15 protein-coding genes and 1 riboswitch are annotated in these 14,689 nt (G+C 42.9%); of the genes, 12 read left to right on the forward strand and 3 right to left on the reverse strand.

What is annotated here, in order from left to right; translation table 11 throughout:
- Nucleotides 1-19: 19 nt before the first annotated feature.
- The 7 genes from JL57_RS29565 (at nucleotide 20) to JL57_RS29595 (ending at nucleotide 7,480) form a co-directional block, all read left to right on the forward strand.
- On the forward strand, nucleotides 20-316 hold the full coding sequence (locus JL57_RS29565; RefSeq protein ID WP_034145464.1) for a UxaA family hydrolase: 297 nt from the start codon (nucleotides 20-22) through the stop codon (nucleotides 314-316).
- Nucleotides 306-1,460 carry a UxaA family hydrolase gene (locus JL57_RS29570; protein ID WP_034145465.1) on the forward strand — a complete coding sequence of 385 codons (1,155 nt, stop codon included), beginning with the start codon at nucleotides 306-308 and terminating at the stop codon, nucleotides 1,458-1,460. Before JL57_RS29565 ends, JL57_RS29570 begins: the two co-directional genes overlap by 11 nt.
- Nucleotides 1,461-1,640: 180 nt before the next feature.
- A complete protein-coding gene (gene larA / locus JL57_RS29575; protein WP_034145466.1) occupies nucleotides 1,641-2,903 on the forward strand; it encodes a nickel-dependent lactate racemase in 1,263 nt (420 codons plus the stop codon).
- Nucleotides 2,904-3,044: 141 nt separating this feature from the next.
- On the forward strand, nucleotides 3,045-4,028 hold the full coding sequence (locus JL57_RS29580; protein WP_034145467.1) for a tripartite tricarboxylate transporter substrate binding protein: 984 nt from the start codon (nucleotides 3,045-3,047) through the stop codon (nucleotides 4,026-4,028).
- Nucleotides 4,029-4,112: 84 nt separating this feature from the next.
- Complete coding sequence (locus JL57_RS29585) at nucleotides 4,113-5,624, forward strand: tripartite tricarboxylate transporter permease (RefSeq protein WP_034145468.1); 1,512 nt, start codon at nucleotides 4,113-4,115, stop codon at nucleotides 5,622-5,624.
- Nucleotides 5,617-6,072 carry a tripartite tricarboxylate transporter TctB family protein gene (locus JL57_RS29590; protein WP_034145469.1) on the forward strand — a complete coding sequence of 152 codons (456 nt, stop codon included), beginning with the start codon at nucleotides 5,617-5,619 and terminating at the stop codon, nucleotides 6,070-6,072. The genes JL57_RS29585 and JL57_RS29590 overlap by 8 nt, the downstream gene beginning before the upstream one ends.
- A 367-nt stretch (nucleotides 6,073-6,439) precedes the next feature.
- Nucleotides 6,440-7,480 carry an Ldh family oxidoreductase gene (locus JL57_RS29595; RefSeq protein ID WP_034145470.1) on the forward strand — a complete coding sequence of 347 codons (1,041 nt, stop codon included), beginning with the start codon at nucleotides 6,440-6,442 and terminating at the stop codon, nucleotides 7,478-7,480.
- A 112-nt stretch (nucleotides 7,481-7,592) separates the two neighbouring features.
- Here the strand turns inward: JL57_RS29595 and JL57_RS29600 are convergent, their stop codons facing one another.
- Both JL57_RS29600 and JL57_RS29605 read right to left on the reverse strand, forming a co-directional pair.
- Nucleotides 7,593-8,741 carry a C4-dicarboxylate ABC transporter gene (locus tag JL57_RS29600; protein ID WP_045691541.1) on the reverse strand — a complete coding sequence of 383 codons (1,149 nt, stop codon included), beginning with the start codon at nucleotides 8,739-8,741 and terminating at the stop codon, nucleotides 7,593-7,595.
- Nucleotides 8,742-8,877: 136 nt separating this feature from the next.
- Nucleotides 8,878-9,201 carry a YueI family protein gene (locus tag JL57_RS29605; protein WP_291300753.1) on the reverse strand — a complete coding sequence of 108 codons (324 nt, stop codon included), beginning with the start codon at nucleotides 9,199-9,201 and terminating at the stop codon, nucleotides 8,878-8,880.
- A 34-nt stretch (nucleotides 9,202-9,235) separates the two neighbouring features.
- Here JL57_RS29605 and JL57_RS29610 point away from each other — a divergent pair, with 34 nt between their 5' ends.
- The gene (locus tag JL57_RS29610) at nucleotides 9,236-9,907 is read left to right on the forward strand and encodes a hypothetical protein (RefSeq protein WP_045691543.1); all 672 of its coding nucleotides are present in this window, start codon (nucleotides 9,236-9,238) and stop codon (nucleotides 9,905-9,907) included.
- Nucleotides 9,908-9,946: 39 nt separating this feature from the next.
- On the opposite strand, the gene JL57_RS29615 is transcribed toward JL57_RS29610, so the two are convergent.
- Nucleotides 9,947-10,417, reverse strand: a complete 471-nt coding sequence (locus JL57_RS29615; protein ID WP_034145473.1) for an HAD family hydrolase — start codon at nucleotides 10,415-10,417, stop codon at nucleotides 9,947-9,949.
- Nucleotides 10,418-10,662: 245 nt separating this feature from the next.
- A riboswitch (molybdenum cofactor riboswitch) is annotated at nucleotides 10,663-10,796 on the forward strand.
- Between the two features lie 174 nt (nucleotides 10,797-10,970).
- On the opposite strand from JL57_RS29615, the gene modA reads away from it, so the two are divergent.
- From modA to JL57_RS29635, 4 genes are all read left to right on the forward strand, one after another.
- Nucleotides 10,971-11,780 carry a molybdate ABC transporter substrate-binding protein gene (gene modA, locus JL57_RS29620; protein ID WP_034145474.1) on the forward strand — a complete coding sequence of 270 codons (810 nt, stop codon included), beginning with the start codon at nucleotides 10,971-10,973 and terminating at the stop codon, nucleotides 11,778-11,780.
- A 92-nt stretch (nucleotides 11,781-11,872) separates the two neighbouring features.
- Nucleotides 11,873-12,550, forward strand: coding sequence for a molybdate ABC transporter permease subunit (gene modB, locus JL57_RS29625; protein ID WP_034145475.1), 678 nt, complete (start codon nucleotides 11,873-11,875; stop codon nucleotides 12,548-12,550).
- Entirely contained in the window at nucleotides 12,547-13,689 is a 1,143-nt protein-coding gene (locus JL57_RS35930) for a sulfate/molybdate ABC transporter ATP-binding protein (protein WP_291300754.1), read from the forward strand. The genes modB and JL57_RS35930 overlap by 4 nt, the downstream gene beginning before the upstream one ends.
- Nucleotides 13,690-14,387: 698 nt before the next feature.
- The coding region (locus tag JL57_RS29635) for a DUF3102 domain-containing protein (RefSeq protein WP_034145476.1) at nucleotides 14,388-14,689 on the forward strand (302 nt) is incomplete at its 3' end.

Genomic DNA, 14,689 nt, shown 5'->3' on the forward strand with positions numbered 1-14,689 from the left:
TTAAAAGAGGAGGGTTATCATGAGCAGCCACAAATTTTTAGTTCACAATGATGGCGACTACGTAGGCGTTGCTATCCAAGACATTCAAGCTGGCGAAGAAGTACTAGGGGTTGAACTCCATAGTGGTAAAGAATATCACGTGAAGTCAAACCACGATATTCCGCTCGGTCACAAAATCGCACTTCAAGGGATTACGAAGGGTGAAACTATCCTTAAATATGGTGAGAACATAGGCGTTGCAACCGCAGATGTTAAAATCGGCGATTGGGTACACACACATAACTTAAGAACTGCGAGGTGGGATTATGGAAACTAAGATTTTAGGATATAAGAGAGATAATGGTCGTATCGGCATCCGCAACCATGTGCTAATTATCCCAGTGGATGATTTATCCAATTCTTCTTGTTTGGCAGTGGAACACAATATAGCTGGAACATTGGCAATTCCCCATCCTTATGGACGCCTTCAATTTGGTGCTGATCTAGAGTTGCACTTCAAAACCTTAATTGGTGCTGGACGCAACCCGAACGTTGCAGCTGTCGTGATCATCGGAATCGAACCGAACTGGGCTAAGCTAATTGCTGATGGAATTGCTGAGACGGGTAAACCTGTAGCGTATTTCGGTATCGAAGGGTATGGCGATCTGAAAACGATCGAAAGAGCTTCCCGCAAAGCTCATGAGTTTGTCCAATATGCTACTTCCTTAGAAAAAGTAGAGTGTGAGCTCAAAGATCTGGTCGTCAGCTTCAAATGCGGTGAGTCTGATACGACTACTGGCTTGGCTAGTAACCCAACAGCGGGAGTTGTTGGAGACCGCTTAGTTGAAATGGGTGGCACTGTAATCTTTGGTGAAACTCCGGAAACAACGGGCGCTGAGCACATTCTTGCCAAACACTTCGCAACTCCTGAACTCGGAGCGAAATTTCTTAAGATTCATAAAGACTATATGGATCTCATCGAGTCCAAGGGTGCTGATCTTTTGGGAACTCAGCCGACTCAAGGTAATATTGCTGGTGGTTTAACGACTATCGAGGAAAAAGCACTTGGCAATATCACAAAAGCAGGAAAGACCCCGATCATCGGAGTGCTTGCTCCCTGTGAAGAGCCGACCGTACCAGGACGCTACTTCATGGATACTTCCTCAGCGGCAGCTGAGTGTGTTACGAGTATGATGGCTGCTGGCGCAACTTTACACATCTTTATCACAGGACAAGGTAATATCGTTGGGAATCCCATCGAGCCCGTGGTCAAGATGTCCGCTAATCCGAATACTTGCATCAATATGTCTGAGCATATCGATGTGAACATTAGTGGAGTACTGTCCCGTGAAATAAACATGGAACAAGCAGCTGATAAAGTGATGGAGTGTATCGTGAAAACTGCACGCGGTCGCTTGACGGATGCAGAAGCCTTGAACCATAAAGAATTTGTTCTGACACGACTCTATCCAAGCGCGTAATTAATACTTTCCTAAAATGAGGGTTATTCTATGAGGTGAGGATTAAATGTACGCTGTTTGAGTCCTGGGGTTTAAGATTTAATTGAGTGACTATTAAATCTTAAACCCCTTTCTAATCTCTGTCATGTACTAAAAAAAACAATCAATAGTAATGATCGCCTTTTTTGGAAGGGGAAAAGTATGGAAATTGAGGTTCCTTATGGACGAGAAAAACAGTCTTGTAATGTACCCGAATCAGTACAATGCATGTATGGAAAACTACGTCAGGTTGTACCAGAGCTAGACCCATCATCGCAGATCCGTTTAGCTATAGAAAATTTAATCGGAGATATTAATCAAGATAAACTGCTCAAGGCTCATAAAATTGCTATCGCTGTAAGTGATCTTACACGTCCGGTGCCAAGCCGATTGATTTTAGAAGAACTTTTTGCGTGGTTAAATCAATTGGGAATAACTGAAGACCGGATAATTATTCTTGTAGGTGGAGGATTACATCGCCCAGCTACACCTGAGGATTTAAAGTATATTTTAGGAGAAGAATTATTAGGACGGATTAAAAATATTGTTGCCCATGATGCGGATAATGAGGAAATGTTAACATTTTTAGGGACTTCTGCACAGGGAACTCCAGTACATGTCAATAAATATTTTAACCAAGCCGATTACCGTATTGTAACTGGAATGATTGATGCTCATCAGTTTATGGGCTTTACAGCAGGAGTTAAAGGAGCTGTTATTGGTTTAGGAGGCCGTCCTACAATCACCGGTAATCACGCTCGGTTATTTAGCCCTGGGGCAGAATTAGGTCGTTTAGAAGATAATCCGGCTCGTCTGGACTTAGAAGATATCGGGACAATAGTTGGCGTTGATATGGTTGTCAATGTTATTCTTAATGATAAGAAACAGGTGGTGAATGCAGTTGCCGGACATCCGGTTGAGGCTCATCGTCAAGGAGCGGAATATGCCAAAGGGATTTTCGGAGTGCCTATGAATCCAGCCGATGTAGTGATTGCCTCACCGGGAGGGTTTCCAAAAGACTTAAATCTTTACCAAGCGCAGAAGGCACTAACTCCTGCCTCTCAGATCGTTAAAGAAGGCGGAACCATTATTCTAGTTGCACAGTGTATCGAAGGGTCAGGGGAAGAAAGCTTTGAACAGGAAATGGCGTTGCATAAAACCCCTCGTGAAGTGGTGGAATCAATTTCATCCAAAGAGTTTGTGATAGGGCCTCATAAAGCTTACCTTTGGGCACGAACATTAGTAAAAGCTAGAACAATTATTGTTTCCGATCAGATTTCTCCTACACTTGCTAAAACTTTGATGGTAGAAGTTGCTTCTTCATTGCAAGAAGCATTAGATATGGCTCTGCCTAATTATACTTCTCCGGAGGTAGCCGTCTTGCCATATGCATCTTCAATGATACCTATTATTAATAATATTTGAATGCAAGACCTTAAACGAGGGATCCAGGAGGAACGTAAATGTTAACCTTATATCTATCTTACATAGAGGTGTTTATCTACTGAAGGTAGGTATAAAACAATAGGATTAGAAAAAATTATAAAAAAAGGGGAGTTAGAAGTGATGAAGAAAAACAAGATTTTGGTTTCGATTGTAGGCATGGTCTTAGTTTTAGCCCTTATTTTAACAGGATGTGGTCAAAAATCGACAGTTGTTAAAGAAAAGTACCCTACTAAGCCACTAAATATGGTCATTGCCTTTAGTGCCGGCGGTTCCAGTGATATCCAAGCGCGCCTTATGCAAAAGTACTGGAATAAATATGTTCCTGAACAACCATGGGTATTTAACTACAAGGCTGGTGCCGGCGGAGCAATCGGTTTTGGTGCCATCGCTCAGGCTGAACCCGACGGTTATACTCTCGGTGGTTTAAATGTACCCCACATGATTCTTCAACCTATGGCACAAGGGGCCCAATTTAGTATTGATGATTTCGCGTATATTTCTCAGGTAGTGACTGATCCTCAAGTTTTAGCGGTTGAGAAAAGTAGTCAGTTTAAAACCTGGAAAGAAGCCATTGATTTTGCCAAAGCCAATCCTAACAAGCTTAAAGTAGGTATTGTCGGTACGTTTACCGGTCATCATATGATGCTGCTTGACCTTAAAGACAAAACAGGTATTGAAGTTACCCAGGTTGTTTACAAAGGTGCAGCCGATCAAAACGCAGCGCTTCTTGGTAAAGAAATCGATCTTATGATCGGTAACGTCAATGATGTCATGCGCAGTATGGAAAATATGAGTATATTAGGAATCGCATCTGAAAAGCGTAATGATTTCTTACCCGACGTTCCAACTCTCAAAGAAACTGGACTTGATCTAGTATCCGATATTCGACGTGGATTTGCAGTACCAAAAGGTACGGATCCTGAAAAAGTGAAATTCCTCCGCGACTCCTTTAAGAAAATTCAAGAGGATCCAGAATATCTTGCAGACATGAAAAAAGCCGGACAGCCTACTGACAATATGTCAGGGGAAGAGTTTGATAAGTATGTTCATGAACAACAAGAGTACAATAAAAACCTCTTAACCAAGTTTAATTTGCTCAAGTAATAGAACTATCAGTTTAGCAAATTGACAGGGGGACGGGGCAGACTGGTCACCTGCCCCTCCTATTTGTAAAGGGAGGCTGGAAATATGCTCGAACACATTATACAAGGGTTTGTAAACAGTTTTATACCCTTTAATTTCTTACTCATAATCGCCGGTCTTACTGGAGGTATCATCATTGGTGCGCTCCCCGGTCTTACGGCCACCATGGGAGTAGCTTTGATGGTTCCGATTACCTTTGCCATGAATCCAATTAGTGGCTTGGTTATGCTCGGGGCAATCTATTCCGGAGCAATCTATGGGGGTTCTAATTCTGCGATTTTAATTAACACTCCGGGTACCCCTTCTTCAGTGGCAACTACTTTTGACGGTTGGCCAATGACTCAAAAAGGGGACGCTGAAGGTGCTTTAAATGCTTCCTTATTAGCTTCTGCTTTCGGTGGAGTGATAGGGACTTTGTTTCTTTTGTTCCTAGCTGCTCCAATGGCACAATTGGCACTCAAATTCGGAGCACCGGAATTTTTCTGGCTCTGTATCTTCGGACTTAGTACGATTGCCGCCATGTCTCAGGGTAACGTAGTGAAAGGATTAATATCTGGTGCTTTGGGTATGACCATTAGTACCATTGGCCTTGACCCCCTTGAAGGGTTACCTCGTTTTACGTTTGGTTCGTATTCTTTAGTTCAGGGTATTGAAGTGATCCCAGCCATGATTGGTCTTTTCTCCTTTTCTCAGGTTATTATCCTAGTTGGGAGCAAAAAAAAATTTATTGCAGCATATAAAGGCAAAAAAGGTGCAACTCTGCGTACGGCAAAGATACTATGGAAGAAGACAAAGGCTAATTTATTGCGTTCCTCCGTCATTGGTTCATTTGTAGGCATTTTGCCGGGTGCTGGTGGAGAGATTGCATCCATTATCTCTTATAATGAAGCAAAACGTTGGGATGATAATAAGTGCAATTTCGGAAAAGGCGCTATTGAAGGGGTTGTTGCCAGCGAATCAGCCAACAATGCGACCATCGGCGGCAGCTTGATTCCGATGTTAACCTTAGGTATTCCTGGTAGTGCTGTTGCAGCGGTTATTATGGGTGCCTTGTTAGCTCACGGTATTCAACCTGGCTTTAAGATCTTTATAAATAACGCTGATCTTGCCTATACCTTTATTGTTTCTTTAATTGTAGTTAACATCGCTATGGTTTTCGTGGGATCAGTCCTTATCAAAGGGACGGCTAAGGTGCTTAATGTACCAACTTCCTATATAGGCGTGGCTATAGTTGCCCTCTCTATTATTGGTTCCTATGCTATTAGAAACAGTATGGTTGATGTTATGGTTATGATTTTCTTTGGTCTCGTTGGATACTTTGGTGGGAGAATCGGCTTTGACACTGGCGCTATGGCTCTGGGAATTATTCTGGGACCCATCGTGGAAGATAATCTAAGTCGATCTATATCGCTTGCGGGTGCTGAAGGCTCTGTTTTTAAAGTTTTCTTTACCCACCCGATCTCTCTATTATTAATAATTTTGACTCTTGTTTCAGTGCTGACCCCAATGTTCTTGTCCAAGTACCGTTGTAAAAAGGAGGCGGGAGCAAATGACTAAGCGTAAAGCTGATTTACTTGCTGGATTGGTTAGTATTTTAGTAGCCATCGTCTTTATGGTTCAAGGGTTCGAACTGAGTGAACGCAGTAATGCCTTGCCCTTTGTCCTTGAGGTTTTTCTGTTCGTAAGTGGACTTTATCTGCTGATAAGGGGCATCAGAACAAATGCCGCTGAAAAGGGTGAAGAAGGGGAATCAGAACTCGACTGGGTAAAGTCAACGGTCATTGTCTTAGCTACATTTGTGTATGTAGCCTGCGTCATCTATATCGGGTTCTATGTCTCCACTTTTGTTTATTTAATTTTAGGGTCCTGGTATCTGAACGAAAGAGGGTTTACACTTCCTGCTTTGATAGTCTCGGCAATTTTTAGTATTGGAGTTTCTGCTGTGTTATATTTAACATTTACAGTTTTCCTGCTCGTGCCGACTCCAGCTGGTTTGCTGTTTTAACTAATAGCCTAATATTTACTTCTTTTAGGTTTAGTGTTTGGGTGCAGGTGCAGGATGAATATTCTGCACCTGGCGTTTTTTGACTTTCCATACATAAGGTAAAATCTGAACTTTGACTTCGTTCTTATTACAACATGTAATAAGAAAAGAAGAGACGGAGATCATGAGTTCGATTTGCACAAATCACAATAAATATGTTCGGATTCCTTCTTTCGCTAAACTATCAAATATTTCAAAGTTCGGATTGAATGTTGACTGTTTAAATTTCGCGGGTTGTTGATTTTAAATTAGTAATGAATTGAACCTTAAACCCTTAATTATGAAACAATAGTAAAAACATATAACCACTAAGAAGGGGTGGACAATAATGAAGCAACATTATTCTTCGCATACGCTCGAAAACTTTTGCAAAGCCCTTTTGATGGCTGTCGAGGTCCCAGAGGATGAGGCACTAATCGTTTCCTCGATCCTTGTGGATACTAGCTTAGATGGGGTTGATACCCATGGAGTTAGTCGTTTACCCATATATCTATCTCGCATTTTGAATGGAAGAATTAATCCCAAGCCGTCAATTCGAAAAAACTTGTATGATGCAGTAGCAAGTGTCGATGGGGATAACGGTCTGGGACAACTAGTGGCCTATCGTTCCATGGCCTTAGCGATTGAGCTTGCCAAGGAGTATGGTCTTGGTTTCGTTACGGTTAAGAACAGTAATCATTTTGGAGCAGCGTCAACCTATTGCAAAATGGCCACGCAAGAGCGAATGATCGGGCAAGCATATACGAATTCGCCCTGTGGAATTCCACCCTGGGGAGGGAAAAGTCCTTATTTCGGAACGAATCCGATTTCTTACGGATTTCCAAACGGAGATCAATCGATTGTGATTGATATGTCTTCCTCAACCGTTGCCCGTGGAAATATTATTTTGGCGGCAAAGGAAGGACGTTCGATTCCTGAGGGATGGGCCATCAATAAGGATGGAAATCCGACGACGGATGCCAAAGCAGCACTGCAAGGAGCAGTTTTGCCTGTCGGTGGAGCGAAAGGATATGCACTGGCTTTGGCGGTCGAGGTCATGTCAGGGATTATTAGTGGCTCCGCTTACGGAACGCACGTAGGATGGCTTTACGACGATTATCTTGAACCAGTCAATATAGGGCATAGCTTTTTCGCCTTAAATATCTCACGACTCATGCCCTTTGAGGATTATGCCCAAAGAATGACCGATATGATCGGGGAAATTAAAGATGTTCCGAGAGCGGACGGAGTCGATGTCATTCGAATTCCTGGTGAACGACGGCAATCAATAGCTGAGGAACGAAAAAAGAATGGAATTCCTATAAATGAAGGGCTACTTCAAGAACTCAACGAGCTCGCAGCGAAGTTTGACCTTTCAATTCTTGAATAGCTAGAAGATGGGGATATGTGGCTAATAACATAGAAATTCCACATTATTTCTAAAAAAGCGCCCCTTGGATCGAGCGATACTTGGAAGTGAAATAGTATTTCAAAGTGTTTTGTCAGGAATCAAAACGTAACCCAATCGTTTTAGTTATGAGTTTTTGTTGAAGAGGGTAAAGCTGTGGAGATTTAGATAATAGCAAAGAGCCGTTAAAAACACCGATCATGGTTTTGGTCAAGACAAGGCTAAAGAACCCGATTAAGGCTATGAACTGTAGGAATCCTGCGACGGCAAAGAAAGAATGCCCCAAAAGATCGTTCAAGGCGTAGGTTCCTGTGGTAAAACTTCCGAGTGGGAAGACATAGCTCCACCAGCCAAGGCTAAAGGGAATTTTACTCTCTTTTTTGGCTAGATGCAGCAGGGAATAGAGACTGGCAATCACGATCCACCAGAGCCCAACACCCCACATGGAAACCGCGAAGATCATACCAAGGGCCTGAAATCCTGAGTTCCAAGTGTCTAAGAAGGGTTGAGTGACCACCGGAAGAGTGCTGAAAAGGGTCATAGACATTCCGATAGGACCGATAACAATCCAAACACTTGGCACAAAGCCCCCAGCGATTTTACCACTATAGACAAGCCGGGAATAATACAGGCTGCTGATCATAATAAATAAGAAAAAAGTCATACCAAACATGGCTAAAATGAGAATAGTAAAGAAAAACTGCCAAGAAAAGGTACTCCAATAAGGAATGAGCTTGGCACCGATAGCTGCGGCCACGATAGGGGGGACGACTGGAATCAACCAACTGGCATGGGTATCCTCAAGTGAAACTTGGTGGGAGACAAAGAGCAGATAGGGTATGGTAACAACTGTAAATAGAGCGGCTATAACTCCACAAATCCAGAGGGTTTTACTGATTAAGATGGCAGTTGCCGGCGTGAGCAGATGTATGCCAATCACCAAATAATCATTGCCAATTACACTGATACTCATTGCCAAAGCACCATAGAAGAGAAGCTTACTAGGGTCGGAAAAATCCTTTAAAGCCTCGTCCGTGTGGCAGATCCAGCGCCAGGACCATAAGCCAAGAGCGAGGATAAAAATTACATTGGCTAAGAGAAAAAAGGCTATACCTATTGACTGTAGTCCGGGTATGGGAATAGGGGATGTATAGGTTAGAGCGGCAACAACGCCAATTCCCATGACAACAGTGAACCAATTAGTGCCAAACTGGCGTGCAACAGATGAGAGTGGACTGATCATAGAAGATTCCTCCAAGTTCTAGAGATATTGATGTCTAAAAAAGGATTTAATTGAGATAATGTGTTAACTATACTAAGTTAGCTTAGATAGAGCAATTCAGATTTCAAATACAAGGTATTAAAGAAAACGAGGGAGTCTATTCAGACTCCCTCGTTTTTACCTCTATGTCGTCAATGTCGACCGCTTGATCGCTTACCACGACTAACCCGGTTTCGCCTTTTAGCCCGGGGTCATTAATCACGGTGTATGGTTTTGCAATTTGCCTAGCCAGTGCTATGTATTTATCCGTCAATTGATCCCTTAATTCCCCATTGATGAGCATTCTTGAACTCTGCTTATGGTTTAACGCTTCGATAATCTCGGGGTAGATGAAGCTTTGAGCAACTTGCTTTTTACTCAGGATTCGAATTATGCGTTCACGAAATTCTCCGAGATAGTTGCTTTTCTCGTCGCGTTTCAATTCAGGTGATCCAGACATTCCTAGGGCAAGTATTTTGGAGAAATTGCAGCAAAATGGATTTGGTATCTTATGTACAAATACCTGGATTAGCCCCTACTATCAGACTGGTGAAATTCAAAAGATATTAACTGGCTTTAATTTGAACACCGGAGTAGTTGAAATGTATGGGGAGATGACAATTCATGAAACTATGGTGTCTTTTGTAGATAAGGTCTTTCATCTTAAGGAACTAGAAAAATCCTATGTAGACTTTATAAAGACCTTTAGTCAAAAGCTAGAAGAGACTAAAAAACTGTGCCAGGAAGAATGGTTCATTGAGGGGCTGGCTCTGTTTGCATTATTCGTGGTAACCAAAGAGAACTTAAGACGATGGATATTTCAAACAGCCGTAAGTATTCTGCTGTTATCAGTCACAATCAATGCACTTGTTTTTGGGAATCCTTTTCATGCCGTTACCTTCGGCATATTAGCATTAGCCGCACTAGTGCAACTATTTAGGAGGAAGGAAAATATTCAAAGAACTGAAAGTAAATGGATAATTGTAATTGCCCTTGCTTTTATTTTCCTGGGATTGTGGTACCCTGAATTTGTGGACAAAAATGCTTTTATGCTTCTGGCAGTTTCACCTGTAGGAGTTATTCCTTGTCCAACTCTGCTTACAACCATAGGCCTATTAATGCTTATTATGCCTAGTGTGAATAGGTAAAAGATGAAAGATCATCTTTTAATAAGGCTCTGTTGTACTTTAACGTCTTAGGGTTGCCTTGAGACGCTGAGTTTTTAAGAGCAAACCAAAGCCGTCTTCGATTTTATTCACCACTAAATCCGCCGACTTAAGAGTCTGCAGGGAGGCTCCCTCCAATCCAATGACAGCAATGCCTAAATTCGCCTTTTCAAGCATTACTTGATCGTTGGCACCGTTCCCTATGGCAACAACTTCCCGGGAATCGAACTGCAATAAGTAAGCTGCCTTTTCTTGGGTATGATCTATAGTCTCCAATACTTTTACCTGAACAGGTAATCCTTCACATTGCTGTTCTACACTACCGAAGGTATCTGAAGTTATAACGTGAATTTCCAGAAAAGCAGATAAACGGTTGAGACTTTCCTTAACAGATTCAAACATTTGCCCGTCTAAAGCTAATGTTCCGTTGTAATCGAGGATTAATACTTCTAGGTTAAGGTCCCCTCGGCCAGGAATAGCCACTTGAATCATAAAAACTCCTCCTATTTGAATCATATTAGTACCTTTTTGCCTATTAGAAAAAAATACAATTGCTCTTAAGGTGAATTGTATTAGCCATTAAATGTCACTGTCAAGTCATGCAACAAACCAGTTAAACACATTAGGTATAAAGTCTTGTTCCCGTGCCAATGAATTTATAGTAGACATAGGTTAGTGACAGAAATAATAAGATGTGTTAATCTTACTTAGAAAGGTAAATTTTCTCTCCCAACTGAATAAAATCTACTCTCCGAGCCGATTAATCTAAAGAGAAAAATCCATGGTTCATCGGCCAGGGCTTTAACGCCCTCAGGGTATGTCTAGAAATGGATATGCCTTCACTTTGAAAAGGAGGTGGTCGCATTTAATTGCTTTCGATTACATGACGGCTCCACTTTCCTGTGGAGCCGTTTTAATTCGCAGAATTCTTCTGAAAAGGAATAGATGAAAGGAACCGTGATAGTCGCTTCTAGAGTAGCGCATTATATATTGACGAGTTAATTGAGTCAGGACCAAATACTAATAAAGAAAGTAGGTTCGTTTTATGGTCAAGAGTATTAATCGTACTTTATGGTTAGTTATGCTATCATTAATCATTCTTTTCGGTGTAACTGCGTGCGCAGCGCCTGGCCAAAATACACCATCAACTACCTCAAAACTTCGGATTGCGGCCGCTGCTGATCTAACCTTGGCATTTAAGGAAATCGCTACTCAATTCGAGCAGGAGACAAATATCCCTACCGAGATAACCTTTGGTTCCACGGGAACGACTGCCCTGCAGATCGAAAACGGAGCCCCCTATGATATTTTTGCAGCGGCCGATGTTGCTTATATTGAGGCACTTAACAAAAAAGGCTTAATTTTAGCGGACACTCAACAGCTCTATGCCCAAGGAAGAATCGGTATCGCCACTCTGAAAGGAAGCAATTTAAGTATCACGGATTTACAAGACTTAGCAGACAATCCTATGGTCAAGAAAATTGCCATTGCCGAACCGTCGCACGCCCCTTACGGCAAAGCCGCTAAACAAGCTCTAGAATACCGCAACCTGTGGGTCAATGTAGAACAAAAAATGGTTTATGGACAGAATATACAAGACACTCTAGCTATCCTCAAGTCAGGAAATGTGGATGCTGCGATTATTGCTCTTTCCATCTATAAACCAGATGAAGTGGATTTTACTCTGATTGACGGTTCCTGGCACGCTCCTCTTAATCAAGCAATGGCTATCTTGAAAACGACGAAGCAGGAAGAAAATGCCCGTAAATTTATGGCCTATGTCAACGGAGAAAAGGGTCGTGTAGTCATGAAAAACTATGGATTCCTACTTCCAGATGAATTTGTAAAAAAATAAGATAATCTAAAATTTAGAGTTTTTGAAGGCCCCAGTGTACAAAGGTATCGTAAAACTATAGCTATAAGAAGTCTTGGAAAGTGGTTGTAACTATGAGCATATCAGATTTAACGCCTCTTTATCTCTCCTTGCGTTTGGCTTTAACTGCCACTTTCATTGGGCTGCTGATCGGGTTGCCGATCGCCTGGTACTTAGGGAATACCCAATGGAAAGGGCGGGAGGTTCTCGATTCGCTGATTAGTATACCCATGGTCTTGCCGCCAACCGTTCTCGGATACTACTTACTGGTCATTCTAGGCCGGAATAGTTGGATCGGACAACTAGCTGAAAGACTCGGAACCCCTCTTGTGTTTACAACCCGAGGAGCGATTATCGCTGCTACCGTTGTTTCAATCCCTTTTTTCATTAAAACGGCCCGTTCCGCCATCGAGGGAATCCCGTCCAATCTTTTAGATGCCGCCCGTGTTCTCGGCAGGACTGAACTCAACATTTTTTTCAGTGTTGTCATTCCCAACGCTTGGAAAGGGATCGTTGCTGGACTTGTGCTCATGTTTGCTCGGGCTTTGGGGGATTTTGGCACGACGCTCATGGTCTCGGGTGGCATTCCGGGTGAAACGCTGACTATGCCTATTGCCATTTACAATGCTATGTTAGCCGGAGATCAGTCGACCGCTAATCTTTTAGCCTTAATTATGGCAGGTACCGCACTTATGGTTTTGATCTTGATCAATCTACTCAATCGACAGGTTGGAAGGAGAGGAAATCGATGATCGAAGTCCGGATTTCCAAAGCCTTGGAACTCTTCTCACTTCAAGTTGATATTAAACTGTCTGAAGGATCCTCCTTAGCTTTAGTGGGTTCTTCGGGATGCGGAAAAAGTATGACTTTACGCATGATTGCTGGCTTAGAACAACCGGATGAGGGGTATGTTAAAGTTGGGAACACTGTCTTCTATGATTCCAGTGAGCGCATCTTTGTTCCGGCTTATAAACGTCATGTCGGGTTTCTATTTCAAAATTATGCTCTTTTCCCTCATCTTACAGTGGAGCAAAACATCGCTTTTGGTCTTAATCATCGACACAAGCGAGAAAGACAGGAAAAAGTTGATTCGATCCTAGAAAGGTTAAGGCTTAAAGGGTTGGAGAAACGCTATCCTCAGTACATTTCTGGTGGGCAGCAACAGCGGGTAGCTTTGGCCAGGACACTCGTCACAGACCCAGAGTTGCTCCTCTTAGATGAACCTTTTTCCGCTTTAGATAGCCAAGTAAAAAAGAAGATGGAAAAAGAAGTCATCGATGTGAGAAATGCCTTCTCCGGTACCCTGATTCTAGTCACGCACAGCCTGGAAGAAGCGTTCCGGCTGTGTTCTAATATAGCTGTTATGGACAATGGCAAGATTATTCAGTTAGGCACGAAGGACGAGATCATTCGCCAGCCGGCTAACCGCACCGTCGCCCGCCTTACGGGGACAGAAAACATTTTTGATGGAACGGTCATCGAACGGTACGGGGAAACGGCCCGACTCTGGGTAGAAGAATTAAACGTGCATCTCACCATTCCCAATACTCTAAAGCAAGACAAACTTTCCTTGGGAATTCGAACTGCTCAGCTTATTGTCGAGCAGGACCCTGGTACACGAGGCAGGGACCCGGAAAATAGTTTTTCTGGGCGAATTGTTCAAACGATTCCTACGCCTGACGGGCAATTTGTGTTTATTCAGTTAGCCGGAGATCGGGCTTCTCTCTCAGATAATTCTACGTTAGCACATAGGCAACGTGACTATGATCTTCAGGCTTATGTCCCGTTCAATGACGGAAAATCCGATCATCGTCCGTTTCAACCCGGGGATCCTTGTCGGGTAGTTTTTTCCATCTCCTCAATCGCAGTTTGGCCTCGGGATAAAGGATAAGTTCCTAAACAGCACCTTCTTTTGGTTAAGCAAGAATTGGGAAACGAGTAATAAAAATTAGTATTAACATGGACTGCAAGTATAGATGTCGTATAAAAATCGTGTTTATTAGGTGGAATAAGGCTATAAATGTATCAATAAGTTGAGAATCGAGAGGAGATTCACTAGGTATGAAAGATATCGTTGACTTGTGGAGATTGTCTTTGGGGACGGGGAATAACCGTTTGTCCATAAGTTACATGTAATTTTGTGGCTGTTGCACACCTGAAGACGATTTTGTAGTTTACTGAACTATGGGTATGAGATCGGGCTACCTTAGCACGGTCCTCAGAGCCGTTGGCTTTGATAAAGTTAGAAACTACGAGGCATCCATTTATGAGTGGGCAGCAGATCCAAATATGCCCATGGAAAAATAGGCATGTCCAATTAACTGATAGGCTAAATAAAGGGGCTGTTGCGAGACAGCCTCATTTTCATAAGTGGTTTTTATCGGACACAACTTTTTGAGGGCTTGAAATTAGAGGTTAGGTCACGCTGTAAATTTTCACATCGGGATCGGTACTCCAGAGCGGCTTGAGGCCGACAAACACGTCGTTTTGTGGTCTGCTGTTTCTTCAGGAGTTTCCGCTGGCAAGTCCGCACCTTCTTAAGCTTGGGCACATATTGTGTAGAAAGTAACAGGAAGGATTGACGCGCGGATGACTACTACGACGGAACGCACCCCGCGGATTATCGCGGATGAAATAAACATAATCAACCATCGCACCGGAAGGACTCTGCTGGCTAACGCCATTGAGATCGGAGGGCACCTGAAAGAAGCCAAAGCCCTGGTCAGGCACGGGGAATGGGGCAAATGGCTGGCTGAGTCAGTCCGTTATTCCCAGCGCTCAGCCGGGCGGCTGATTCAGCTTTATGAAGCCTATGGCGCCTCCCCTGACCTTGAATCCGATCCAAATTGGCCGGCGCTGTCTAATTTGACCTACACCAACGCCCTCATCCT

Source organism: Desulfosporosinus sp. BICA1-9, assembly GCF_000802135.1.